Below are 23,658 nucleotides of genomic sequence, written 5' to 3'. Positions count from 1 at the left end.
GGGGGCGTCCGCCGACGCCCCCGGCGCGGGTCATCAGTTCTGCTGGGCCAGGCGCTTGTTGATCTCGCCCTCGACCTGCTTGGCGGCGGCCGCCGGGGACTTGCCGTTGAGCACCGCGGTCATGTAGGACTTGATCGGGTTGGGGGTGTTCTCCACCGCGGCCCACTCGGGGATCAGCGGGGTGGTGCCGCCGGCCGCGGCGCCGGGTGCGGCGGCCTCGGCCGCGCCGTTGCCCTCGAGGTTGCTCTCCAGCGACTCCTTGTTCGGGATGACGCCGTTGAGCTTGGCGAGCCGGCCCTCGTACTGGTCGGACAGGGCGATCTTCAGGAACTCCTTGGCCAGCGCCTGCTTCTTGCTGCCCTGGGCGACGGCCAGGTTGGAGCCGCCGAGGAAGACGCCCTCGGGCTTGTCGGCGCTCTCGCCCGGGATGGTGAAGTAGCCGAGGTCCTTCTCGATGGACTTGTTGGCCTGGATCGCCGTGCCGGCCTCCCAGCCCATGCCGATGAAGGCGCCGGTCCTGCCCTTGGCGAAGATCGTGGCCTGCTGCGGGGTGGCCTCGTCCTTGTCCTTGGGGGCCTTGGAGTAGGCGGCGTACTTCTTGTAGAGCTCCATGGCCGCGGAGACCTTGGGGTCGCCGAGGTTGGAGACGTACTTGTCACCCTGCTTCTTCACCAGGTCGGCGCCCTGACCGATGGTCAGGCCGTCGAAGAAGTACCAGTTCTGGCCGGGCAGGTAGAGCGGCTCGGCGTCGGTCTTCCTGTCGATGGCGTCCAGGTCCTCGAAGAACTCGTCCCGGGTCTTCGGGGTGTCCTTGATACCGGCCTTCGCCCAGATCTTCTTGTTGTAGATGACGACGCGGTTGGCGAAGTACCAGGGCGCGGCGTACTGCTTGCCGTCGAAGACGGAGGACTGCGAGACCGACGGGGTCCAGTCCGAGCCGATCTCCTGCTTGAGGTCGCCGAGTTCGGCGAGACCGCCGGTGGCGGCGTAGGCCGGGGTCTGGGTGTTGCCGACCTCGAGGACGTCCGGCGGGTTGGACTCGGAGAGGGCGGTGGTGATCTTCTGCTGGATCCCGTCCCACTTCTGCGTCTCGAACTTCAGCTTGGCGCCGGTCTTCTTCTCGAAGGCGGCCCGCACGTCCTTCGACCACTGCGGCGGCGCCGAGCCGTCCATCGTCCAGACCGTCAGGGTCTGGCCCTTGAAGCTGTCCGGTCCCGCGTTCTTGCCCGTGTCCTTGTCGTCGTCGCCGCCACACGCCGAGACGGAGACCATCATGCCCGCGATCACGATCGCGGCAGCAAGCTTGCGCTTCACGCCACCCTCCTCAGGGATGCCACTAATCCCCCCACGCCCTCGGCGGTGACCTGCGTACGACGCTGTTGCACGTAGGGCTCGGGACCTGGTCACTAATGGTGTAGACCAGTACGGTGGAGCTTGGCCTAGACCTTTTTGAGTGTCAAGGGTGGTTCGGAAAGGCGTTCCGGCCGTTACGAGAAAGTCACCGGAGCGCGCCCGCCCCCTTCCGGGCCACCCTGTTCGCTGGACTAGACCTCTTGCCAGTTGGACTAGACCATAGGGCAGTTGGTCGCTATAACGGGAGCCCCCACACCCACAGCCGGGAAGGCAGGCATGGCCACCGACGTCAGCAGCGCCCAGCAGCCCAGGGGGGCGCCCGGCCGCATCGCGCGCGTACCGAAGTACTACCGGATCAAGCAGCAGGTCCTGGAGATGACGCGGGCGCTCGAGCCGGGCTCGGCGATGCCCGCGGAGCGTCTGCTCGCCGTCCGGCTCGGCACCTCGCGCACCACCATCCGGCAGGCGCTGCAGGAACTGGTCGGCGAGGGCCGGCTCGACCGCGTCCAGGGCAAGGGCACCTTCGTCGCCCAGCCCAAGCTGTACCGGACCCTGCAGCTCACCTCGCACACCGAGGACATGCGCGCCCAGGGCCTGGAGCCCGCCTCGCAGGTGCTGGACATCGGCGAGGTGCCCGCGGACGCCCGGCTGTCCGCGCTCCTCGGCATCGGCGCCGGCGAGCGCGTGCTGCGCATCGAGCGGCTGCGGCTGGCCAGCGGCGCCCCGATGGCGATCGAGACGACCCATCTGTCCGTACGGCGCTTTCCCGGACTGCGGCGGTCCCTGACCACGTACCCCTCGCTGTACACGGCCCTCGCCGAGGTGTACGACGTGCGTCTGGCGGAGGCCGACGAGACCATCGAGACATCGCTGTCGACGCCGCGTGAGGCGCACCTCCTGGCCACCGACGTGGGGCTGCCGATGCTGCTGCTGTCCCGGCACTCGCGGGACGCCGAGGGGACCGCGGTGGAATGGGTGCGCTCGGTGTACCGGGGCTCGCGCTACAAGTTCGTCGCCGCCCTGCGCCGGCCGCTCAGCGGTCCGTCCGTGGTCTCCGTCCAGGACGACGGGTGACGTTCCCGCCCCGCTCCGGGGCCCTGCCGGACCACCCGGGACACGGGCCGAGCCTCGCCGTGGCGCTGGCCCGGGCACGGGAGGCGGCCTGTCTCACCCAGGACGAGCTGGCCGTGCGGTCGGGGCTGAGCGTGCGGGCCATACGGAATCTGGAGACCGGGCACACCGCCCGGCCGCGCAGGCAGTCGCTGGTGCTGCTGGCCGAGGCACTCGGACTGGCGCCCGCCGAGGCGCGACGGCTGTTACGGCTGCCCCGGAGCGCCGCCCGGCCGGCCGGCGCCACGACGCCGCCCGGAGCCCGCGTGCCGGCCGAACTGCCCCCGGCGCCCCGGCACCGGCTCGCCGGACGGGAGACGCTCGCGGACGCGCTGGCGGCGCGCCTGCCCGGCCGGGACGGACCCGTCGTGGTCGTGGGGCCGCCGGGCTCCGGGAAGACCGCCCTGGCACTGCGCACCGCGCACGCGGCCCGCGACGGGTTCCCGGACGGCCAGGTCTACGTCGACCTGCACCCCACCTCCTGCCTCCCCTTCACCTCCGACCAGTTGGTCCAGCGCGTCCTGCGGTCCCTCGGCCGGGGTGCCGGCGTCCGCGGCCCCGAGGAGGCGCGGGCCCGGCTGCGGGACGCGCTCAGCGGACGGCGGGTGCTGGTGGTGCTCGACAACGTGGTCACCGAGGCGCAGGTGCGTCCGCTGCTCGTGGACGGCGGGGGCAGCGCCGTCCTGGTCGCCACCCGCCGCGAACTGCCCGCCCTGCCCGGTTGGCCGGGCCACCGGATCGGCCCGCTCGGCCGGGCGGAGGCCTGCCGGGTGCTGGCCGACCTGGCGGGTGCCGCCCGGGTCCGGGCCGACCGGCCGGCCGTGCTGGACATCGTGCGGTACTGCGGCGGGCTGCCGCTCGCCCTGCACCTCGCCGGGCTGTGGCTCTCGGCCCGCCCGAGCCGCTCACCGCGCGAGCTGGCCGACCGGCTGGCGGACGAGCGGGACCGGCTGGCCACGCTGTCCGTCGGGGACCTGTCCCTGCGGGCGAGCGTGGCGGCGTACCACCGGCCCCTGCCGCCAGCGCTGAAGGCCTCCTTGCACCAGCTCCGGGACATGGAACACGACTTCGGCGTGGAGGAGATGATGGACCGGGTGACCCCGTCCCGGCGGGTCGCCGTGGACCTGCTGGAGGACCTCCTGCAGCGCCAGTTGATCCGGGCCGGCGAGCCGGACCGGTCCGGCCGGATCCGCTACCGGCTGCACGAGGCGGTGCGCCTGTACGTGGCGTACGGCGGGTGAGGCGGCCGGCGCGCCACGGCCCCGGGGCGTGCGGTGGTGAGCCGTGATCGACGGCAAACGGCGTGGTGCCCCGCCGCCGAGCAGCGGCCGCGGGGCGGCGGCCGGCCGCGGGTCAGGGCCGGTGGGGTCCGCGGTGGGGCAGCGTGCGGCTGTAGACGACGCTCGTGGTCGTGCTGCCGAAGCCGGCCAGTTCGTCCACCAGGGTCTCCAGGTGCTCCATGGAGGTCGCGGCCATCTTCAGGGTGTAGCAGTCGTCGCCGGTGGTGCGCAGGCACTCCAGGATCTCGCGGCGTTCGGCGAGGAGTCGGTGCAGTGACTGGTGCCGGTTGCCGGGGTACTTCAGGCGGACGACGGCGAGGACCGGGTAGCCGACCTTGGCCAGGTCCACGGTGGCGTGGTAGCCGGTGATGACGCCCAGCGACTCCAGATTCCGCACCCGCTCGGTGGTGGCCGACGGGCTGAGGTTGACGCGCCGCCCCAGCTCGCTGAGGGAGATGCGGGCCTCCTGCTGGAGCTGCTCGATGATCGCCCAGTCGAGGTCGTCGAGGTTCACGGCCATGACGCGATATTACCGGGAGATTCACTGCCGGAGGCCGTCACCACCAGGAAGATCCGGTTCCCTGCGGCACGATCACGGTCATAGTCTCGAGGCATGCAACTTGGTGTCAACGTACCGAACTTCGGGCCGGGGACCGACCCGGGCGCACTGCGCGAGTGGGCGCGGGTGGCGACGGGGCTCGGCTTCGACCTGCTGATGGTGTCGGACCACGTGGCCGTCACCCCGGATGTGGCGCAGCGGTATCCGGAACCGTTCTACGACCCGTTCACCACACTGTCCTGGCTGGCCGGAGTCACCGGTGGCGAACTCCGGCTGGGCACGACCGTACTGGTGCTGCCGTACCGCCATCCGCTGCTGGTGGCGCGGATGGCGAGCAGCCTGCAACGGCTCAGCGGCGGGCGGTTCGTGCTCGGCGTCGGGGTCGGCTGGGCGCGGCAGGAGTTCGACGCGCTCGGGGTGCCGTTCGGCGCGCGGGGCCGGCTGACCGACGAGTACCTGGGGGTGGTGCGGGAGGCGTGGAAGGCGCAGGACGGGCCCGCGCCCGAGGTGTGGGTCGGCGGGCACAGCGCGGCGGCGGTGCGGCGGGCGGCCGGCTTCGGCGACGCCTGGCATCCGCTGCGGCTGCCGGTGGCGCGGATGCGATCGGTCCTGGCGGACAACGCGTTGCCGGGGTTCGCGCCACGGATCGCGTTGCGGCTGAGCGACGCGCCGGTCGACGAGGCCGAACGACCGGCCGGTGTCGGGGACCTGGAGCAGATCGTGGGCGATCTGGCGGAGCTTCGCGGGCTCGGCGCGCGGACGGTGGTGCTCGACCCCTACCACGGGGACCCGGCCGAGACCCGTCGGCCCGAGGCCGCGTGGCGGGCGCTCACCGCGGTGGCCGAGCGGTGGAGGGCGGCGTCGTGATCGACCCTGCTGACGAGGCGCTGCTGCGGCGCGCCATCGGGATCGCGGCGCGCGCGGTGGAGCTGGGCGACGCGCCGTACGGCTCGCTGCTGGCCGGACCGGACGGGGCGGTCCTCGCCGAGGCGCACAACACGGTCCGGCGTGACGACGACATCACGGCTCATCCGGAGTTGAAGCTGGCCCGGTGGGCGGCCCGTGAGCTGGACGCGGACACCGCCGCCCGCACCACCATGTACACCAGTTGCCAGCCGTGCGGCATGTGCGGCGGCGGTATCGTCCGCTCCGGCATCGGCCGGGTCGTGTACGCGCTCGCCACCGAGCAGCTCGTCGAACTCAACCCGCAGTCGGGCGCCTGGCCGTCGGTGGCGCAGGAGGGCCCGGCCCTCTTCGACGAGGCACGCACGCCCGTCGAGGCCTACTACGGGCCGGGCCCGCCGGCCGGCACCTGACCGCGGGCCCGTCACGCGCGCGCCACGCGCGTCGAGTGCGTGGCGCGCGCGTCGACGGGTGATCCGGGTGAGGTCCTCGCCGCGTGGATCGTTCCGGACGAGCGGCCCCGAGGGCTGTCCCGCGATCCCCGGCGGGCGCACGACGACGGCCACGGCACGCCGCCCGCGTTGCCGGACCGCCCGAACACGCCCGGTACGAGGACGACGCTCCGCCCTGCGACGCACCGCATCCGGCACCGTGCGCCGACCCACCGGGGAGCACGGGCCGGCCCTCAGTCCAGGAACGCCGTCTCTATCCAGCGGCGTACCGCCCGCGGGCGCATCCGGTGCAGCCCGCCGACCGTGTCGGCGACCTCCTGCGAGCCGCCCGCCGACAGGAACTTCTCCCGCACCAGCGCGGCGTGGTCCGACCGGGTCTCCGGACCGGCGGCGCCGACCGGGATCAGCCGGGTACGGGAGACCGTGCGGCCGTCCGTGAGCCGTACGGTGACCCGGGCGCCGGTGGCCTTGGTGGACCGGGAGAAGTCCCGGTCGTCGGCCTGCAACGCTCCGATCAGGTCGACCAGTTCGTCCCCGCCGAAGCCGCGCAGCCAGGGCACGGCCGACTCCCCCGCCTCGCGTACCGCCTCGCCGAACGGCGCGTCGGACAGGAAGAGTTCACGGGTCATCTCGGTGTCGTGCTCCAGCCGGATCCGCTGGGCGAGCGCCCAGCGGTCGGTGTCGTCCACGGCGGGTGAGGAGAAGTCGTCCACCGAGAACTCCCCGGTGAGCAGGGTGGTGGCCACCGGGTAGGGGACGTCCAGGACGAGCGCCCCGAGCGGGGAGCCGGGGCCGGTGACGTAGCGGGCCGCCCGCTCCCCCGCGAACAGCGTGTACAGCGAGGCCTCGACGACCACCTCGGCCACGTCCCGGGGCCGAAGCGAGCCGAGTTCGCGGTGGATCTCGGCGGCGCAGTCCACCGCCGCGTCGATGCCGGGGCCACCGGGGTGCATCTTGAACGAGAGGGTGTCGGTGTGCCAGCGGCGCCCCAGCCCCTTCGCCACCGCCTGCGGCAGCGGCACGGTGGCGAACCGGGCCAGGAAGCCGTCGCTGTGCTCGATGATGTCCGGCGCCCCGCGCAGCCCGGCGTACGCCGCGTCGCAGGCGTCCATCGCGGTGCGCACCGGGGTGAAGGTGTTGAACAGCCGGGCGTCGCTGGCGAGGAAGGCGCGCATCAGCGGCCAGTTGGGCATGGCGAAGGCCAGCCCGAACGCGTTCTCGAAGAGGCTCGCGGACGCCCGGTCGCTGTGCAGCCGCCCCGCCACCGCGCCGGCCAGATGGGTGTGCACGGCGCTCTGCCCGCGCAGCGGGCCGAGGGTCGCGGAGGCGGTGATGCGGGCCGCGCACTCGTTGGCCGCGACCACGGCGGTGAGCAGCGAGAGCCCGTCCAGGCCGCGGGCGTAGGCGAAGGCCAGGGGGACCGCGACCGTGGAGTTCGACAGGTGTCCGGCGTAGGCGGTGTCGTCCAGGTTGAGCCACGAGCCGAGCGCGGCGAGCACGCCGGCGGCCTGCCGGGGGTCGCGCTGCATGGGATGCCCGAAGGCGGCCACCAGCTTCCTGCCGAGCGGATGCCGCAGACCGGCCCGGATGGAGGCGATCTGCGACAGCACCTGGCTCGCGGCGAGCTTCAGCACCCGGCACGGGATGTGCTGCGGGCGCAAGGACGCGGCCCAGTGCGAGAGTTCCCGCAGGGGGGTGTCGGCCGGTGCCCGGCCGGGTGCGGCCCTGGGCAGGGTGTGGGCCTGCTCGGCCCAGTCGGCGCACAGGGCCTGGGCCACGCTCTCCCCGAGGACAGCGGTCATGGGGCGGCTACCTTCCTTGCCGTGTGTGCGTCGGCGGCGTGCGCGCGAACGCGGGAGCACCGGCGGTCCCGGTGCTCCCGCGCTGGGTGCGTGCTCAGGCGGCCGGGACCTTGTCCAGGAAGCCGTAGACGCCCTGGATCTTGCCCTGGTCGTTGGTGACGAGGACGTCGAAGCCGATCGCGATCGGCTCGGCGCCCGGCTCGGTCACCAGGCCCCACTGGAAGCGGGCCTGGTTGTGGTGGGCGTCGACGGTGCCGTGCAGTTCGAAGATGAGGCCCTTGAACTGGTCGCGGGCGCCGGCCACCACGGCCCCGAAGCCCTCGTGGCCCTCGACCGCGGCGAGCGGGTCGATGTACGGCGCGTCGGCGGTGAACAGCTCGGCGATGGCCGCGGCGCGCTTGTCGGCGTCCGCCTCGTTCCAGATGTCGAGGTAGCGGGAGACGGTGGTGGTCAGGTCGCTCATGCGGGCGTTCTCCTCTGTGTCTTGCTTACTTGTGGTTCCGGCAGGTGGCTCGGCAGGGACTTCAGGGGGTGGCCGGCGCCCAGACCGGGAGGGCTCCGGGGAGCACCTCGAAGGTGGCCGAGGCGCCGATGCCCTGCTGGTACTCACCGTCGTGCTCCAGCGGCAGCCGGTGGCCGTCGGTGCGCTCGACGGTGATCCGGCGGCCGCGCGCGTACACGGTCGCCGGGTGGTCCATGTGCGACGCGTCCAGCGTCAGCCGGGGCACGTCGGCCGCGGGGACCTCGCCGCCCAGCACGCAGACGTCGAGCAGTCCGTCGTCGAGCAGCGAGTCGGGCAGCACCTTGAACCGGCCGCCGCGGTAGGGGCCGCCGCCGACGTTGGCGAGGACCGTGGGGCCCTCGTGCACGACCCGGCCGTCGACGGTGACCCGGCCCGGGTAGGGCGCGTAGCCGTCGGCCGTGTCGGCGAAGGCGCGGGCGTAGCGCTCGCGCCCGGTCAGCGGCAGCTCCCGGGCCGTGATCAGCGCGTCGGCGATCACTCCCGAACAGGCGCCCAGGTAGACGTAGTTGCGGGTCTCGGCGAGACGGGCCAGGTCGAGCCGGCGCAGGCGGGCACTGCCGCCTATGCCGGAGTCGGTCAGGACCGCCTTCAGCGACTCGGTCCAGGGGCGGTCGCCCCACAGCATCTTGTACCCGGAGTTCCCGGTGCCGCCGGGTACGACGGCCAGGGTCGCCCGGCCGGTCGCGGGGACGAGCCCCTGGACGACCTCGCGGACCGTGCCGTCACCGCCGACGGCGACGACCAGGTCGGGCGCGCCGTCCTTGCGCTCCAGCGCCCGGCGCACCGCGCCGGTCGCGTCGCCCGGCGCGCTGGTCAGATGGACCTCGGCGCGGTTCAGGCAGGACTCGCACAGCTCCGCGACCTGGCGGACCAGTTCGGGGCTGTGGCTGCCGGAGGCCGGGTTTGCCACGATCAGGGCCCGGGTCGGCCCCGGGACTGCGGTGTCTGCCATGACGAGCGTTCTCCTCACGTCGGACGTGCCGGCGGACCGGCACGGCAACGATGGGGGTGTCCTCGCCGCGGGCGGACGCGGGCCACAGATGCGGCCCGGCCCCGGCGAGGAGGAGCGTGCGACGGGGACGACTCTGCCAAGTGCCGCTGACCCGCCTCTGACACGCGCCTGACGTCGGCAAGCGGGTCGCCCGGAATGATCAGTACCGTGTCAGGGTGCCCGGTTCGAATGGGCGGGGTGCCCCGGCGGCCCGTGGCTCGCCGCGGCACCGGTCCGTGCACATTCCACCGACCGGAGTGAGACCTCATGAACGCACAGACGTACGTTCCGCTGCCCGTGGACCGCTGTACCTCGGAACTCCGCCGGGAGGCGGCCCGCTTCGCGGACGCCGCCCGGGACCTTCCGCTGACGGAGCCGGTCCCGGCCTGCCCCGGATGGACACTGGGCGACCTGGTGCGGCACTTACGCCAGGGCCACGAATGGGCGACGACCATTCTGGCCACCCGGAGCACGACGTTCGTCCTGCCGGGCGGTGACCCGGACGGCGGCGCCGGAGACGGCACGAGCTGGACCGAGCGGGTGGCCGGGCTCGGGGCGCGGCAGGCCGCGCAGGACGGCCGGCTGCTGGATCCCGCTCTGCGGACGCGGTTCGTCACTGAGGGGGCGGACCGGCTGATCGAGGCGATCGAGGGCATCGGCCCCGAGGTACCCGTCTGGGCGCCGCACGGCAGGCAGAACAAGGAGTTCTGGCCGCGCTGGGCGATGTACGAGACGAGCGTGCACCGGGCCGACGTGGACCTGCTGGCCGGCCGGTCCTTCGAGCTGGCCACGGATGTGGCCCTGGACTGCGTGGACTTCTGCGTGGCCGCCTTCGGCGTGCCCGAGGCCAGGCCCTTCCACTCCCCCCTGTTCGCGGAGGTGCCGCGCGGCGGTGAGACGCTGCGCTTCCGCTCGGCCTGGGGTGCGCCGGGCCGGGTCTCGAACTGGCTGGTCACCTGCGCCCCCGACGGGGTGCGGGTCACCCGGGCCGCCGCGGACGGCGCCCCGGCGGACGTCACCGTCGTCGCGTCCCCCTCGGACCTGCTGCTCGTGGTCAAGGGGCGGCTGCGGCCGCGGGGCCCGCGCGTGACGGTGTCGGGCGACCGCGAGCTGCTGGAGTTCTGGCTGGAGCACGCCGTCTCCTGACCGCCGCACGGGGAGGGCCCGTCGAGGAGCGGCGCCCGGTGGATGCTCCCGGCGGGCCGGCCGGAACCCTGGTACCGGATGTACCCGGGCTTCCGGCCGGTGCGGCGAGCGTCCCGGCCGGGCGCCGCGGCGGGGCGGCCCCCGGCCGACGCGGCACTGGCCCCGGGCGGGACCCCGCCGCTCAGGAGGCGGGGGCCGGCCTGGGACGGGGGATGAACTGGACCAGCGCGGCCACGGCGAGCGCGAGCGGCGCCAGCAGGTAGACGCTGGCCCTGAAGGCGTCGGCGTAGGCACCGGGGCCGGTGCCCTGTCCGAGGACGTGGTAGAAGACCACGCCGACCGCGGCCACCCCCACCGCGCCGCCGACCTGCGCGGCCGTCGAGAGCACGCCCGAGGCGGCTCCGGCGTAGCGCGGGTCGGTGCCGGCGAGGGCGATGGAGGCCAGCGGCGCCATCACCATCGCCATGCCCGAGCCGGCCACCAGCAGTCCGGGCACCAGCCAGGCCACGGCGCCCTCGGTGCCGATGTGGCCGACCGCGGCCCACAGTCCGCCGAGTCCGGCCAGCAGCACCAGGGCGCCGACCGCGAGGACCTGACGGCCGAGCAGCGCCGCCACCTTGCGGGCCAGCAGCGAGGTGGCCAGGAAGCCCACCCCCAGCGGCAGGAAGACCAGGCCGGACGCCAGGGCCGTCAGCCCCACCCCCGCCTGCAGGTACAGGGCGAGGACCAGAAAGAAGGACGCCATGCCGGAGTAGTACACGACGCCGGTGACGACGCCGATCGTGAACGGCCGCTTGTGGAACAGCACGGGGTTGACCAGCGGGCTGCCGCCGGCGTTCGCCAGGCGCCGCTGGTAGGCCGCGAACAGCAGGAGCAGCACCGGCGAGGCGGCCAGGCACAGCCACGTCCACAGCGGCCAGCCCTGCTGCTGGCCCTCGGCGAGCGGCAGGACCACCGCGACCAGGCCGGCCGAGACCAGCACCATGCCGAGCGGGTCCAGGTGGGCCCGGCCCTCGGCGCGGGACTCGGGGATGAGGCGCGGTCCGAGGAGCAGCGCGGCGATGCCGACCGGCACGTTGACCAGGAAGCAGGTGCGCCAGCCGAGGCCGGCGATGTCGGCGTGGATCAGCAGTCCGCCGATGAGCTGCCCGAAGACACCCGCGAGGCCCATGGTCAGACCGAAGGCGTTGAAGGCCCTGACCCGGGCCTGGCCCTCGTAGGTGACGCCGATGATGGCCAGCACCTGCGGGCCCATCAGCGCGGAGGCCAGGCCCTGCGCGATCCGGGCCACGACGAGCTGCCCGGCGGTCGGCGCCATGCCCGCCCAGGCGGAGGAGAGGGTGAACAGCGCGACGCCGAGGAGGAACATGCGGCGCCGGCCGTACAGGTCGCCGAGCCGGCCGCCGGTGATGAGGCCGGCGGCGTAGGCCAGGGCGTAGCCGGCGACCACGAACTCCACGGCGGAGGCGCTCGCGTGGAGGTCGCGCTGGGTCTCGGGGATGGCGACGTTCACGATGAACACGTCGAGCGTGATCACGAACGTGCCGACCAGGATGAGCGGCAGCGTCGCCCAGTGCGGGCCGGCCGGCTCCCGCTCCCGGGTCTCGGCGCCGGCTGTCCGCGCTTGCTGCAGGGACATGGTTGACGGTTCCTTTCTTGTCCTGCGTGTGCCCCGCCGGCAAGGCGGACCGGAACCGGCGGACACGCGGGGCTACTGCCAGTCGGGGACGTCGAGGATCTCGACCACGGCGGCGGAGAAGCTGAAACCGGCTCCCGCCGCCACCATGAGGACCAGGTCGCCGGGGCCCACGGCCCGCTGCGTGACCAGGTGTTCGAGGCCGAGGAACTGGTCGCCGGCGCCGATGTGGCCCACCCGGCGGCCCAGGTCCCAGGTGCTCTGCTTCTCGGTGAAGCCCAGCACGTCGTAGTTCTCGGGGTACTCGCCGCGGTGTATCAGCGGGGTGACCACGCGGGATATGTCCTCGGTGGTGACGCCCGCGTCGGCCAGCGCGCCGGCCGTGGTGTCCTTCAGCCCGGCCTCGATGCGCTCCCAGGATCCCTCGGCCTCCGCGGTGACGGCGTGCTGGCGGCCGCGTGCGCGCAGCGGCACCGGCATCTCGCGGCCCGGTATGGTGCCGAACGGCTCCAGGCCGCGGTTCCAGCGTTCCAGCGAGTTGTCGGCGCCCACGCGGGCGGAGACGACCCGGGCGAAGCCGCCGCGGCCGGACAGCAGCAGCGCGCTGCCGCCGTCGGCGAAGATGAGGTTGAGCTGCACGTTCCAGCGGTCCACCCACGGCGGCGCGAAGTTGTCGCCGCTGGTCAGCAGGACCGCCTCGGTGAAGCCGGCGGCGATCTGCCCGGCGGCCAGGGACAGGGAGGCGAGCCCGGCGTTGCAGCGCTGCTGCAGGTCGAAGCCGGCCGCCGCGCGGCCCACGGTCTCGTTGGCGACGTACGACGCCGTCGGCCACATGTCGTGACCCTGGTAGCCGCACGTGGAGTGCAGGACCAGGCCCACCTCGTGGCCGTCGGACCCGGCCCGCTCCAGCGCCAGCCGCCCCGCGCGCACCGCCATCTCGGGCCCGGAGACGCCCTCGGCCACCGTGATGGACTCGTAGCCGAGGCCCCGGTGCTCCTCGTCGACGAGACCGGCGGCGACGGCCTCGCCGAGCGGGCGGGCGTCCGGGAGCCAGGAGGCGGCGGAGGCGATGTACAGCTCTGTGTCCAGCTTCATGTCTTCTCGATACCTTCGCTCAGGGGTGAGGGGGTGGCATGCCCTGCCCGCCTGCGCGCGGACTGCGGCGGTCTCCCGTGTGCGTCGGACGGCCACTGTCCCGCAGCCCGCTGACACGGCGCTGACGCGCCGGCCGGACGGGCCGCGGCACAGGGGAACCCGCTACTGCCAGTCGGGGGTGTCGAGGATCTCGACCACGGCGGCGGAGAAGCTGAAGCCCTCACCCGCGGCCACCAGCAGGACGAGGTCGCCCGGGCCGACGGACCGCTGCGCGACGAGGTGTTCGAGGCCGAGGAACTGGTCGCCGGCGCCCATGTGGCCCACCCGGCGGCCCAGGTCCCAGGTGCTCTGCTTCTCGGCGAAACCGAGCAGTTCGTAGTTCTCCGGGGACTCGCCCCGGTGGATGTGCGGTACGACGACCCGGGAGATGTCCTCGGTGGTGACGCCGGCGTCGTCCAGGGCCCGTGCCGTGGTGCCCAGCAGGCCGGCCTCGAAGCGCTGCCAGGAGCCCTCGGCCTCGGGGGTGACGGCGTGCTGGACCCCGCGTTCGCGCAACCGCAGCGGAAGCTCCCGGCCGGGTGCGGTGCCGAACGGCTCCAGGCCGCGGTTCCAGCGTTCCAGCGAGTTGTCGGCGCCCACGCACAGCGAGACCACCCGGGCGAATCCGCTCCGCCGGGACAGCAGCAGCGCGCTGCCGCCGTCGGCGAAGATGAAGTTGAGCTGCACGTTCCAGCGGTCCACCCACGGCGGCGCGAACTGGTCCCCGGTGGTCAGCAGCACCGCGTCGGTGAAGCCGGCGGCGATCTGCCCGGCGGCCAGCCACAGCGTGCCGAGTCCGGCGTTGCAGCGCTGCTGGACGTCGAAGCCGGCCGCCGCGCGGCCCACGGTCCCGTTGGCGACGTACGACGCCGTCGGCCACATGTCGTGACCCTGATAACCGCACGAGGAGTGCAGGACCAGGCCCACCTCGTGGCCGTCGGACCCGGCCCGCTCCAGCGCCAGCCGCCCCGCGCGCACCGCCATCTCGGGCCCGGAGACGCCCTCGGCCACCGCGATGGACTCGTAGCCGAGGCCCCGGTGCTCCTCGTCGACGAGACCGGCGGCGACGGCCTCGCCCAGTGGACGCGTGCCGGGCACCCAGGCGGCGGCCGAGGCGATGTAGAGGTCGTGAGGTGCTTTCATGTGTTTCTCTCTCGCTTCTCGGGGCGCCGGCGCGGCTCGCTCCGAGCGCGTGCGGCAGCGGCCGGCCCGGTCGGCCGCTGCCTGGAGGAACGGGTGCTCAGGCCGGCCGGGTCGCGGCGATGCGCTGCAGCCGGTGGGCGAAGTGGGCGGTGACGGACTGGGCGTGGGTGTCGATGTAGAAGTGGCCGCCCGGGTACTCGTTGTGGCCCAGGTAGGTGGGGGTGCGCCCGGCCCAGTGGGACATGGCGTCCGGGTGCTCCTGGAGCGGGTCGGAGCGGCCGCCGTAGGAGGCGAGCGGGCAGTTGACACCGGCGCCGTCGTCGTCGTGGTCGGCGGCGACGCGCAGGTCGGCGCGGAGCGCCGGCACCACGAGGGCGAGCATCTCGGGGTTGTCGTAGATCTCCGCCGGGAAGGAGCCCAGCTTCTTGATCCACTCGACCATCTCCGGCTCGGGCATCCGGCTCTGCTCCTCGGTGGGCTTGAAGAAGCCCTGGGGGGACCAGCCGGACGTGCCGACCATGAGCGGCGAGGGACCGCCCTCCTCCTCCATCCGGATGGTGAGCCGGAACGCGAGCTGCGCGCCGAGGCAGTGCCCGAACAGGGCGAACGGACGGTCGTCGAGGTCGTCGAGCACGGCCTCGTGCAGCGCCTCGAGCAGCGGTTCGAACTCCTCGTACGTCTGCTCCTCACGGCGGTTGTGCCGGCCGGGCAGGGTCACCGCCTGCGGGGCGATGTCGGGCGGCAGCAGGCGCTCCCAGTCGCGGTAGATGATGGCCCCGCTGCCCGCGTGCGGCAGCATGAACAGCCGGATCGTGGCGTCGGGCGAGGGCTCCGCGGGGTGGAACCACTGCCCCGCGCGGGACATGTCCTGGCCGACGGCGGCGATGGCACTGGTCACGACTGGGTGCTCCCAACGGTGGGGCCGAGGGCGCGTACCGCGGGCAGCAGCACCTCGGCGATCTCCTTCAACTGCGGTGCGGGGTCGAGGGATCCGATCCGCACGACCAGGTGCCGGGCGCCGGCCCGGACGTACTCGCCCAGCCACTCGGCGCACTTCTCGGCGCTGCCCCAGGCGTAGGCCTGGATGGCCCGCATCTGGTCCAGGGAGCGGCCGTAGTAGTGGCTGATGTAGTGCTCCAGTTCGGCCCTGGCCGCCGACTCGTCGCTGTTCACGGTGACCGTGGCGTACAGGGCGGGGGTGACGGCACCGGCGCCCCGCCCCGCCTCCTCGGCGAGTTCGGCGATACGGCGGCGGGCGCGGCCGTAGGCCTCGACGTCGGGCAGGAACGGCAGCCAGCCGTCGTAGCGGGTGGCGGCGCGGGCGAGGACCTTCGGGGTGTCGCTGCCGGCCAGCCACAGCGGGGGGCCGCCGGCGACGGCCGGGGAGGGCAGCCGGTCGAGGCGCTCGGCCTGCCAGAACCTGCCCTGGAAGTCACCGGGCTCGCCTTCCTCGCCCGAGCGCCAGGCGGTGCGCCACAGCCCGGTGATCTCGTCCAGGCGGCCCACCCGGCCCTGGAAGGAGGCGCCGACCGAGGCGAACTCCTCCTCGGTCTCGGGCATCGGGAAGCCCGAGCCGAGGCCCAGGATCAGCCGGTCCGCGGCGACATGGCTGAGACTCGCGACCATGTTGGCGCCGATCAGCGGGTGGCGCAGGGCGGGGGTGAGGGCCGCGGTGCCGACCGCGATGCGCTCGGTGGCCGCCGCGGCGGCCGACAGGACGACGAGCGGGTCGAGGCGGGGGCGGGCGGTGAGGGAGTCCCCGGCCCACAGCGAGTCGAAGCCGAGCGCTTCCGCCTGCCGGGCGAAGTCCAGCAGCGGCGCGGCCGCGTAGCTGCCGTTGATGGCCTGCTCCCGGGTGGGAAGGAGGATGCCGATCCGCAGGGGCTCGGTGCTCATGTCAGGTCCCTTTCGGGCACGGGGTGCCGGGTCGGTGTCATACGGGTGTCATACGGTGCTCGCGAGCGGGTTCCGCGCCGGTGCCGTGAGCTGTTCGCGTACCGCGCGGCGCAGGATCTTGCCCGAGGGGTTGCGGGGCAGTGAGTCGGCGAAGTGGTAGGTGCCGGGGATCTTGTAGTCGGCGATCCGGCCGCGCAGCGACAGCAGGAGCTCGCGCGGGGTGGCCTTCGTCCCGGGCCGCAGCACGACCACCGCGTGGACGCTCTCCCCCCAGCGCTCGTCGGGCAGTCCGACCACGGCGGCGTCGGCGACGGCCGGGTGCGCGGCGAGCGCCTTCTCCACCTCCGCGGGGTAGATGTTCTGCCCGGCGACGATGATCGTGTCGTTGATCCGGTCGCACAGGTGGAGATAGCCGTCGTCGTCGAGGTAGCCGGCGTCGCCCATGTGCAGCCACTCCCCCACCAGGGTGCGGGCGGTGGCCTCGGGCAGGTTCCAGTAGCCGAGCATCCGGGACGGGGCGCGGACGCAGATCTGGCCGATGGCGCCGGGCGGGAGGGTCTCGCCGTCGGGCCCGATCACCTTGATCTCGTTGCCGGGGCAGGGTTTGCCGACCGAGGTGAGCACGGTGCTGCCGGGATGGTGCGCCTCGGGCGGCAGGCAGACCGCCACGCTGCCGGTCTCCGTGCTGGCGTAGATCTGCGCGAACTCGCAGCCGAAGGTCTCCAGGCACTGCTTGAGCAGCGTCTCGGACATCGGGGCCGCCCCGTAGGCGATCTTGCGCAGGGAGGTGAACGCCTCGGGTCCCGCGCCGCGTTCGGCCGCCATCGCCTGCAGCATGGCCGGTGCGGCGAAGGTGGTGGTCACCCGGTGGGCGCGGATGAGCCGGACCGCTTCCTGCGGGTCGAACTGCGGCATGATCACGTTGGTGCCGCCGGCGTTGAAGGTGTGCAGGAACCAGCCGATGCCCGCGACCCCGAAGCCCGGCAGGGAGATCAGGCCGACGTCCTCGGGCAGCCAGTCGATCCAGTCGAGGCCGCGCTCCCGGCTGGCGTGCGGCAGGGTGAAGAAGCTGCGGTGGGCGAGGACGGCGCCCTTGGGCAGACCGGTGGTGCCGCTGGTGTAGATCTGGATGACCGCGTCGTCGGGTCCGGTGCCCGGCGTGAGGTCGGTGTCCGGCTGGTTCGAGGCCCAGGCGGGCAGTCCGGCGCCGCGGGCGGGTTCGCCGTCGGCGTCGGTGCCGTCGACGCGGATCACCTTGCGCAGTCCGCGCAGTTGGTGGCGGACCGTGGCGACGGTGTCCCAGAACTCGTCGTCGACGAAGATCAGGGCGGCGCCGGAGTCGCGCAGGATGTGGTCCACTTCGCCGGGCGTGAGCCGCCAGTTGACCGGTACCAGGACCGCGCCCGCCTTGGCGCAGGCGATCATCACCAGGTAGTAGTTCTCCGACTCGCGGCCCAGGTAGGCGATCCGGTCGCCGCGCCGGACCCCGCAGGCACGCAGGGCGTGCGCGGCGCGGTTGCTGTCCCGGTGGAACTTCTCGTAGGTGGTGACGCGGCCCTCGCAGACGATCGCCGGGTGGTCCGGACGGCTGCCGGCGTGGGCACGGGCGGAGTGGTGGAGCGTCCAGCGCTCCCTCGGTATGCCACTGGAGATGTCAGTCATGGTCGTCCGTCCTTGTCGTCCGTCACGCGGCCGGTGCCGGGACGATCCGCTCGCCGAGGAAGCCGGCGAGCCGCCGTACCGTCGGGTGGTCGTGGGTGAGGGAGGCCGGCAGGGGCAGCCGGAAGGCCTGCTCCAGACCGGACCTGACCTGCTGGGCCATCAGTGAGTCCAGGCCCAGCGACACGAACTCGGTGTTCGGATCCAGTTCGTCGCCCTCCTCGAGGTGCAGAACGGCGGCGACCTTCTCCCGGACCACGGCGGTGACGGCCGTGGCACGCTCCTGCGGGGGCAGGGCGGCGAGGGCGGCGACGTCGAGCCCGTCGTCGTCCTCGGGGGCCCGGCCGGCCAGACGGTCGAAGAACAGGTCGCCGGTGACCCGGCCCGCCATGTAGCGGTCCCAGTCGAAGTCGCCCACCACGCGCTGGCCGCGCGGCTGGTCCCAGAGGCTGACCAGGGTGTTCAGGGCCCGGGTCGGCGAGAACAGGTGGACGCCGCCGCGTTCCAGCTCCTGGATGAGGACGTCGTTCATGCGGGAGGACATGCCGACCCGGGACCAGGAACTCCAGTTGAGGGCGAGTCCGGGCAGGCCCCGGCGGGCACGCCAGTCGGCGAGGCCGTCGAGTGCGGCGTTGCCCGCGGCGTAGTGCCCCTGGGCGACGAAGCCGCCGAGCACCGAGGAGACCGAGGAGTAGACGACGAAGAACTCCAGGTCCGGGAAGGACTTCTCGGTGGCCTCGTGGAGCAGCCAGCCGCCGTACGCCTTCGCCTCGAGCTGGTCCTCGATGGACTCCCAGGTCAGTTCGGAGATCAGCCGCTCGTCGTAGGAGCCGCCGGCGGCGTGCACGATGCCGCCCAGGCAGTGCGGTCCGGACTCGATGTGGCGCACCAGCCGGGCGACGTCCTCGGTGCGGCCGAGGTCGGCGCGGACGACGTCGACCTCCGCCACCCCGGCGAGGCCGGCGAGCAGTTCCGCGGCCTCCGGAGCGGGCCTGCCGCTGCGGCTGACCAGCGTGAGGTGCCGGGCGCCGAGGTCGGCCAGCTTCCGGGCGGTGGCGAGGCCGAGGCCGCCGAGGCCGCCGGTGACGAGGTAGGTGCGGTCGGCGCGCAGGCCGGCCGGCTGCCGCCCGGCGGGTTCCCGCCGCCGGTCCGCCGGGTCCTCGGGCAGGGTCACCCAGACCGGGCCGGCGGGGTCGGCGAGGGCGGTGCGCAGTGCCTCGCCGGTCTCGTCGAGGCCGAAGTGGGTCGCGCCGTCGCCGGGTTCGGGCGCCGGGGCGTGCACGACGGCCGTCGCCGGCAGGGTGAGCGTGGAGCGGAAGGTCCCGTCGTGGCGGACCAGGACCTCGTCGCCGGGTGCGAAGCCGGTGCCCCGCGCCGCCGCCAGGACCGTGCCGTGGGCGGTGCGGCCGAGCACGGGCGGCGGCGCGGCCTCGCCGTCCTCCTCCTCGTGGTCCTCGCGGTCGGCGCGGCCGGTGTCCAGGGCGGTGCGGGCGTCCTCGGCGGTCAGGCCCACCATGCGGACGCGCACCTGGACCTCGTCCTCGGCGGGCGCCCGGCCGGCGGCCGGGGCGGGCGCCAGGTCGGACAGGTCGCCGGACTCGGCGGCACGCAGTTCGAAGTCGCCGCTCCAGTTCAGCGCCTCGTCGCCGGAGAGCAGCCGGCGGACGTAGCGGCGGCCGGACCGGTAGGCGACCTGGTACTCGCCGGCGGGCTCGGTGCGCCACTCCTCCAGCAGCGGGGTCAGGCCGCTGCCGGGGGCGAGGTCCACCAGGGTGGCGCGCAACTGCGGGTACTCGGTGAGCAGCACCCGGCCGAAGCCCCACAGGGTGGCGGCCGCGAGGTGTCCGCCGTCGCCCGCCGGGTCGCCCGGCAGCGCCTGGGCGCCCTGGGTGACCAGCCACAGCCGCGGCGGCCGGGACAGCCCGGCCGCGTCCAGGACACCGACCGTGGCGAGCAGTTCGCGGTAGTTCTCCTCGGACTCGGCGCGCAGCCGGTCCACGGACATCCCACCGGGCCTGGTGCGCCAGAGGCGGACGACGTCGGTGACGGTCGGGTCGTCGAGGACGGCCTTGAGCTCGGCGGGGTCGGCGAGCCAGGTGACCCGCAGGCCGGGTTCGCCGGCGAGTTCGGCGGCGCGGGCGGCGGCCGGGTCGAGCAGCACGACGTGCCGTTCGGCGGGCGCGGCCCCGCCGGCGGGCAGGGCCCGCCGGATCCACTCGGGGCGGTGCAGGAAGCGGCGGCGGCCGGTGCGGTCGTCGGGGCGGGCCAGGCGGACGCCGAGGAGTTCGGCGACCGGGTCGCCGTTCTCCAGCAGCAGCACGTCGGCCAGGCGGCGGTCCTGCTCGCAGCGGATCCTGGCCAGGACGCGCAGGTTCGCACCGCGCGGCTTGCGGAAGTGCCGCACGGAGGCGATCGCGCGGGGCACGAAGACCGGGCCCTCGGGGTCGAGCACGACCAGCGCCTGGGCGGCGGCCTCCAGCAGCTCCGCCGGGACGTGTTCGACGGCGGTGGCGTCGCGGCCGGTCAGCTCGCCGGAGACCAGGCCGTCGCCGTGCCGGGTGACGTGCCGGAGCAGCCGCATGCGGGGTCCGGCGGGGCGGCCGACGGAGGCCAGGTCGGTGTAGATGTCCTCGTCGTCGACACGCTGCCCGGCGGGTGCCTGCGCGGCGTCGAGCTCGGCCAGTCCGGAGACCGGTACGAGTGCCTCGCGGTCGGCGGCGACCGTGGCGGTGGCGTGCGGGTTCTCCTCGCCGCCGACGACGGTGAACACCTCCACCTCGGCGCCGCCGCCGGGGCGTGGACGCCAGCGGGTGGTCAGGGTGAGAGTGGTCTCGGCGGGCAGCTCGAGCGGGGCGAGCAGCGTGAGGTCGCGGATCGCGGAGCGGGCGTGACCCTGGACCGCGTCCTGCGCGGCGAGCAGCAGGTCGACGTAGGCGCCGGCGGGCAGGGTGGCACGGCCGCCGTCGGCGAGGTCGGCGAGCGCGCCGAGTTCCTCGGCGGTGAAGTCCGCCGTGAACTCCCGCACTCCGCTGGCGAACCGCTCCTCGGTACCGAGCAGCAGGTGCCGGGCGCTGCCGCCACCGGCGGAGCGCCGGGGGGTGGCGGAGGGCAGCCAGTAGCGCTTGCGCTGGAAGGCGTACGTGGGCAGGTCCACCTTGGCGGGCGTGCCGTACCCGTCGTGGTAGCCGGCCCAGGAGACGCCGAGCCCGGCGGCGTAGTAGTCGGCGAGTGCGGTCAGGGTGGTGGCGGTGGTGGTGTCGCGGCGGCGCAGGCTCGCCAGCCACACGTGGTCCTCGACGGTGACACCGCGGCGGGCGAGCGCGGTGAGCGCGGCCTGCGGGCCGATCTCGATCAGGGCGTGCCGGCCGCGCTTGGCGACGGCGCGGATGCCGTCGAGGAAGCGGACGGGTTCGCCGATGTGCCGCACCCAGTAGTCGGCGTCGCCGATCTCCCGGAGCCGGGCGAGGCGCCCGGTGACGTTGGAGATCAGGCTGATCCTCGGCTCGTGGAAGGTGATGCCGTCCAGGGCGGCGCGGAAGTCGTCGTAGACCTCGGCCATCAGCGGCGAGTGGAAGGCGTGCGAGACGGTGAGCCGGTCCACCCGGAAGCCCCGGTCGGCGAGGATGCCGGTGACCTCGTCGAGGGCGGCGGTGGCGCCGGAGACGACGGTCTGGTCGGGGGCGTTGACGGCGGCCAGCGCCAGGTCGTCGCGGCCCTCCAGCAGCGGGGCGACCTCCTCGGCGGGTGCGGCGACGGCCGCCATGCCGCCCTCGGCGCGCACCGCCTGCATCAGCCGGGCCCGGGCGGCGACCAGTTTCACGGCGTCGGGCAGGGTGAACAGGCCCGCGACCGCGGCAGCGACGACCTCGCCGATGCTGTGCCCGATGAGCACGTTCGGGCGTACTCCCCAGGCCATCCACTGCTGGGCGAGGGCGTATTCGAGGGTGAACAACGCGGGCTGGGTGTACTCGGTGCGGTCGATGGCGTCCGGGTCGGCGGCGGTGCCGAGCAGCAGCTCACGTACGGAGCGGCCGAGGGGGCCGGCGAAGAGACGGTCGCACTCGTCGACGTGGGCGCGGAAGACGGGCAGTGCCGCGTAGAGGGCGGCGCCCATGCCGGCGTACTGCGAGCCCTGCCCGGTGAACATGAAGGCGGTCTTGCGGATGCCGGTGGGGCCCTCGTGCTCGGCCTCGGCGACCCGGTCCAGCAGCCGGGCGAGGGCGGCGCGGTCGGCGACCGGCGCGGCGGCCCGGTAGGGGTGGTGGGCGCGCGCGACGTTGGCGGTGTACGCGAGGGCGCCGACCTGCAGTCCGGGCTCGTCGTCGAGGAGCCGCCGGTAACGGGCGGCCTGCTCCCGCAGGGCGCCGGCGCTTTTCGCGGACACAGTGAACACCGGTGCAGCGTAGGGGAGTTCGGGCTCCACGCGCTCGGTTTTCCCGGGCGCCTCCTCCAGTACGACGGCGCCGATGGTCCCGGCGAAGCCGAAGCTGTTGACGACGGCGCGTTTGACCTCGGCACGCCACGGCTCGCACTCGGTGGGCACCCGCAGCGGGTACAGGTCCCAGGGGATGCGGCCCGACGGGGTGTTGAGTCCCACGTGCGGGTAGACCGTGCCGGAGCGGAGCTGCAGCACGGTCTTGATGACGCCGACGATGCCGGAGGCCGGCTCCATGTGGCCGAGGTTGGTCTTCACCGAACCGACCAGCACCGGCCGGTCCTTGGTGTGGGAGTCGACGAAGACGTCGCCGATGGCGCCGAACTCGATGGGGTCGCCGAGGGGGGTGCCGGTGCCGTGCGCCTCGACGTAGGAGATGTCCTCGGGGCCGAGGTGGGCGGTCTCCAGCGCGGCCCGGATGACCTTCTCCTGGGCGGGGCCGTTGGGCACGGTCAGGCCGGCGCTGTCGCCGTCCTGACCGACGGCCGTGCCGCGCACCAGGGCCAGGACGCGGTCGCCGTCGCGCCGGGCGTCGGAGAGCCGCTTGAGGACGACGATGCCGCAGCCCTCGGCCCGCGCGTAGCCGTCGGCGGCCTCGTCGAAGGTCTTGCAGTGGCCGTCCGGGGACAGCATCTGGGCGTTGGAGAACATCACCGGGATGCGCGGGTGGTGCAGGGCGTTGACGCCGCCGCACAGCGCGATGTCGCTCTCGCCGGCGCGCAGCGCCTGCACGGCCAGGTGCAGGGCGACCAGCGAGGAGGAGCAGGCGGTGTCGACGCTCATGCTCGGACCGCGCCAGCCCAGGAAGTACGAGAGCCGGCCGGACAGCGGGAACATGGTGATGCCGGAGGCGAGGTGGCCGTCCAGCTCCTCGTACGGGAGGGAGTCCAGCTCGAGGGCGTAGTCGATGGAGCTGGCGCCGATGTACACGCCGCCGTTGCCGCGGCGCAGCGGCGCCGGGTCGATGCCCGCGTGCTCCAGGGCCTGCCAGGCGGTCTCCAGCAGCAGCCGCTGCTGGGGGTCCATGTAACGGGCTTCCTTCGGACTGATGTTGAAGAAGCCGGCGTCGAACAGGTCGATGCGGTCGAGGAAGCCGCCGGCCTTGGCGATGATCTTGCCCTTGTCGTCGGGCCCCTCGGGCGTGAACGCCTCGACGTCCCAGCGGTCCCGGGGGATCGGGCCGATTCCGCTGCGGCCCTCCCGCAGGAAGGCGTCGAACTCGTCGGGCGAGCCGCTGCCGCCGGGGAACCGCAGACCGATTCCGACGATCGCGACCGGTTCGGGCGCCTGCTCTGATTCCGTACGCGGCATGGAACGACTCCTCAAGCGTCCTGGATTTCCTGGGTCAGGTGGTCGACGAGATGGGCGACCGTCGGCTCGTTGAAGAGCACGTTGACGTTGATCGACAGGTCCAGGAGCTGCTCCAGGCTCTGCCGTATCTCGGTCAGCCGCAGCGACGTGAGGCCGAGATCGAAATAGCTGATGTCGAGGGGAAGTTCCTCGGAATCGTCCATGAGCAGGACCGCCCTGAACTTCTCCAGGACGATTGACTCGATTTCTTCGGCGAGTTCGCTGCGCGGCAGGTCGCGCAACCGCTGGATCGTGCTGTCGACGGGTGGCATGCGGTCATGCAACC

18 protein-coding genes are annotated in these 23,658 nt (G+C 73.6%); 5 read left to right on the top strand and 13 right to left on the bottom strand.

The genetic code is table 11. The features are described 5' to 3' along the window. Positions 1 to 33: 33 nt before the first annotated feature. Positions 34 to 1,314 (bottom strand): extracellular solute-binding protein, encoded by a 1,281-nt coding sequence (locus MXD57_RS25435; protein ID WP_250404360.1) that lies wholly within the window; start codon positions 1,312 to 1,314, stop codon positions 34 to 36. A gap of 315 nt (positions 1,315 to 1,629) precedes the next feature. Here MXD57_RS25435 and MXD57_RS25430 point away from each other — a divergent pair, with 315 nt between their 5' ends. Both MXD57_RS25430 and MXD57_RS25425 read left to right on the top strand, forming a co-directional pair. After that, positions 1,630 to 2,427: a GntR family transcriptional regulator gene (locus MXD57_RS25430; protein ID WP_250404359.1), complete on the top strand. Its 798-nt coding sequence runs from the start codon at positions 1,630 to 1,632 to the stop codon at positions 2,425 to 2,427. Continuing rightward, entirely contained in the window at positions 2,424 to 3,704 is a 1,281-nt protein-coding gene (locus MXD57_RS25425) for an NB-ARC domain-containing protein (RefSeq protein ID WP_250404358.1), read from the top strand. The genes MXD57_RS25430 and MXD57_RS25425 overlap by 4 nt, the downstream gene beginning before the upstream one ends. 112 nt (positions 3,705 to 3,816) lie before the next feature. Here MXD57_RS25425 and MXD57_RS25420 read toward each other — a convergent pair whose 3' ends face one another. After that, positions 3,817 to 4,263 carry an Lrp/AsnC family transcriptional regulator gene (locus tag MXD57_RS25420; RefSeq protein WP_250404357.1) on the bottom strand — a complete coding sequence of 149 codons (447 nt, stop codon included), beginning with the start codon at positions 4,261 to 4,263 and terminating at the stop codon, positions 3,817 to 3,819. Between the two features lie 93 nt (positions 4,264 to 4,356). Here MXD57_RS25420 and MXD57_RS25415 point away from each other — a divergent pair, with 93 nt between their 5' ends. Together MXD57_RS25415 and MXD57_RS25410 are read left to right on the top strand one after the other, a co-directional pair. Further along, the gene (locus MXD57_RS25415) at positions 4,357 to 5,169 is read left to right on the top strand and encodes an LLM class flavin-dependent oxidoreductase (protein ID WP_250404356.1); all 813 of its coding nucleotides are present in this window, start codon (positions 4,357 to 4,359) and stop codon (positions 5,167 to 5,169) included. Beyond that, positions 5,166 to 5,618, top strand: a complete 453-nt coding sequence (locus MXD57_RS25410; RefSeq protein ID WP_250404355.1) for a nucleoside deaminase — start codon at positions 5,166 to 5,168, stop codon at positions 5,616 to 5,618. The genes MXD57_RS25415 and MXD57_RS25410 overlap by 4 nt, the downstream gene beginning before the upstream one ends. A 272-nt stretch (positions 5,619 to 5,890) precedes the next feature. On the opposite strand, the gene MXD57_RS25405 is transcribed toward MXD57_RS25410, so the two are convergent. The 3 genes from MXD57_RS25405 to MXD57_RS25395 all read right to left on the bottom strand — a co-directional run bounded on the left by MXD57_RS25405 (position 5,891) and on the right by MXD57_RS25395 (position 8,934). Then, positions 5,891 to 7,459, bottom strand: coding sequence for an MmgE/PrpD family protein (locus tag MXD57_RS25405; RefSeq protein WP_250404354.1), 1,569 nt, complete (start codon positions 7,457 to 7,459; stop codon positions 5,891 to 5,893). 94 nt (positions 7,460 to 7,553) lie between these two features. Next, the gene (locus tag MXD57_RS25400) at positions 7,554 to 7,922 is read right to left on the bottom strand and encodes a nuclear transport factor 2 family protein (protein WP_250404353.1); all 369 of its coding nucleotides are present in this window, start codon (positions 7,920 to 7,922) and stop codon (positions 7,554 to 7,556) included. Positions 7,923 to 7,983: 61 nt separating this feature from the next. Beyond that, positions 7,984 to 8,934 carry a diacylglycerol/lipid kinase family protein gene (locus tag MXD57_RS25395; RefSeq protein WP_250404352.1) on the bottom strand — a complete coding sequence of 317 codons (951 nt, stop codon included), beginning with the start codon at positions 8,932 to 8,934 and terminating at the stop codon, positions 7,984 to 7,986. 306 nt (positions 8,935 to 9,240) lie between these two features. Between MXD57_RS25395 and MXD57_RS25390 the strand changes: the two genes are divergently transcribed. After that, complete coding sequence (locus tag MXD57_RS25390; protein ID WP_250404351.1) at positions 9,241 to 10,119, top strand: maleylpyruvate isomerase N-terminal domain-containing protein; 879 nt, start codon at positions 9,241 to 9,243, stop codon at positions 10,117 to 10,119. A 181-nt stretch (positions 10,120 to 10,300) separates the two neighbouring features. On the opposite strand, the gene MXD57_RS25385 is transcribed toward MXD57_RS25390, so the two are convergent. The 8 genes from MXD57_RS25385 to MXD57_RS25350 all read right to left on the bottom strand — a co-directional run bounded on the left by MXD57_RS25385 (position 10,301) and on the right by MXD57_RS25350 (position 23,644). Continuing rightward, on the bottom strand, positions 10,301 to 11,758 hold the full coding sequence (locus MXD57_RS25385) for an MFS transporter (protein WP_250404350.1): 1,458 nt from the start codon (positions 11,756 to 11,758) through the stop codon (positions 10,301 to 10,303). A 72-nt stretch (positions 11,759 to 11,830) separates the two neighbouring features. After that, the gene (locus MXD57_RS25380) at positions 11,831 to 12,850 is read right to left on the bottom strand and encodes a ketoacyl-ACP synthase III family protein (protein WP_250404349.1); all 1,020 of its coding nucleotides are present in this window, start codon (positions 12,848 to 12,850) and stop codon (positions 11,831 to 11,833) included. A gap of 162 nt (positions 12,851 to 13,012) precedes the next feature. After that, on the bottom strand, positions 13,013 to 14,032 hold the full coding sequence (locus MXD57_RS25375) for a ketoacyl-ACP synthase III family protein (protein WP_250404348.1): 1,020 nt from the start codon (positions 14,030 to 14,032) through the stop codon (positions 13,013 to 13,015). Positions 14,033 to 14,129: 97 nt separating this feature from the next. Beyond that, positions 14,130 to 14,897, bottom strand: coding sequence for a thioesterase II family protein (locus MXD57_RS25370; protein ID WP_250404374.1), 768 nt, complete (start codon positions 14,895 to 14,897; stop codon positions 14,130 to 14,132). A gap of 29 nt (positions 14,898 to 14,926) precedes the next feature. After that, positions 14,927 to 15,928, bottom strand: a complete 1,002-nt coding sequence (locus MXD57_RS25365; protein WP_250404347.1) for an LLM class flavin-dependent oxidoreductase — start codon at positions 15,926 to 15,928, stop codon at positions 14,927 to 14,929. Positions 15,929 to 15,976: 48 nt separating this feature from the next. Next, the gene (locus tag MXD57_RS25360) at positions 15,977 to 17,590 is read right to left on the bottom strand and encodes a fatty acid--CoA ligase (protein WP_250404346.1); all 1,614 of its coding nucleotides are present in this window, start codon (positions 17,588 to 17,590) and stop codon (positions 15,977 to 15,979) included. Positions 17,591 to 17,612: 22 nt separating this feature from the next. Then, positions 17,613 to 23,333 carry a type I polyketide synthase gene (locus MXD57_RS25355; RefSeq protein ID WP_250404345.1) on the bottom strand — a complete coding sequence of 1,907 codons (5,721 nt, stop codon included), beginning with the start codon at positions 23,331 to 23,333 and terminating at the stop codon, positions 17,613 to 17,615. Between the two features lie 11 nt (positions 23,334 to 23,344). Continuing rightward, positions 23,345 to 23,644 carry an acyl carrier protein gene (locus MXD57_RS25350; RefSeq protein ID WP_250404344.1) on the bottom strand — a complete coding sequence of 100 codons (300 nt, stop codon included), beginning with the start codon at positions 23,642 to 23,644 and terminating at the stop codon, positions 23,345 to 23,347. Positions 23,645 to 23,658: the final 14 nt, after the last annotated feature.

The sequence above is a fragment of the Streptomyces cellostaticus genome (genome assembly GCF_023630175.1).
In the GTDB taxonomy this organism is placed as follows: domain Bacteria; phylum Actinomycetota; class Actinomycetes; order Streptomycetales; family Streptomycetaceae; genus Streptomyces; species Streptomyces cellostaticus_A.
The sequence above is the reverse complement of the archived record's forward strand: the minus strand, read 5'-3'. Positions and strand labels throughout refer to the sequence as shown.

Bases quoted from the DNA above. Each gene is read 5' to 3' on its own strand.
- MXD57_RS25400 (WP_250404353.1), bottom strand. From the start codon at position 7,922: ATGAGCGACCTGACCACCACCGTCTCCCGCTACCTCGACATCTGGAAC.
- MXD57_RS25415 (WP_250404356.1), top strand. From the start codon at position 4,357: ATGCAACTTGGTGTCAACGTACCGAACTTCGGGCCGGGGACCGACCCG.
- MXD57_RS25380 (WP_250404349.1), bottom strand. From the start codon at position 12,850: ATGAAGCTGGACACAGAGCTGTACATCGCCTCCGCCGCCTCCTGGCTC.
- MXD57_RS25355 (WP_250404345.1), bottom strand. From the start codon at position 23,333: ATGCCGCGTACGGAATCAGAGCAGGCGCCCGAACCGGTCGCGATCGTC.
- MXD57_RS25390 (WP_250404351.1), top strand. From the start codon at position 9,241: ATGAACGCACAGACGTACGTTCCGCTGCCCGTGGACCGCTGTACCTCG.
- MXD57_RS25375 (WP_250404348.1), bottom strand. From the start codon at position 14,032: ATGAAAGCACCTCACGACCTCTACATCGCCTCGGCCGCCGCCTGGGTG.
- MXD57_RS25420 (WP_250404357.1), bottom strand. From the start codon at position 4,263: ATGGCCGTGAACCTCGACGACCTCGACTGGGCGATCATCGAGCAGCTC.
- MXD57_RS25405 (WP_250404354.1), bottom strand. From the start codon at position 7,459: ATGACCGCTGTCCTCGGGGAGAGCGTGGCCCAGGCCCTGTGCGCCGAC.
- MXD57_RS25360 (WP_250404346.1), bottom strand. From the start codon at position 17,590: ATGACTGACATCTCCAGTGGCATACCGAGGGAGCGCTGGACGCTCCAC.
- MXD57_RS25430 (WP_250404359.1), top strand. From the start codon at position 1,630: ATGGCCACCGACGTCAGCAGCGCCCAGCAGCCCAGGGGGGCGCCCGGC.
- MXD57_RS25370 (WP_250404374.1), bottom strand. From the start codon at position 14,897: ATGTCCCGCGCGGGGCAGTGGTTCCACCCCGCGGAGCCCTCGCCCGAC.
- MXD57_RS25350 (WP_250404344.1), bottom strand. From the start codon at position 23,644: ATGCCACCCGTCGACAGCACGATCCAGCGGTTGCGCGACCTGCCGCGC.
- MXD57_RS25385 (WP_250404350.1), bottom strand. From the start codon at position 11,758: ATGTCCCTGCAGCAAGCGCGGACAGCCGGCGCCGAGACCCGGGAGCGG.
- MXD57_RS25395 (WP_250404352.1), bottom strand. From the start codon at position 8,934: ATGGCAGACACCGCAGTCCCGGGGCCGACCCGGGCCCTGATCGTGGCA.
- MXD57_RS25365 (WP_250404347.1), bottom strand. From the start codon at position 15,928: ATGAGCACCGAGCCCCTGCGGATCGGCATCCTCCTTCCCACCCGGGAG.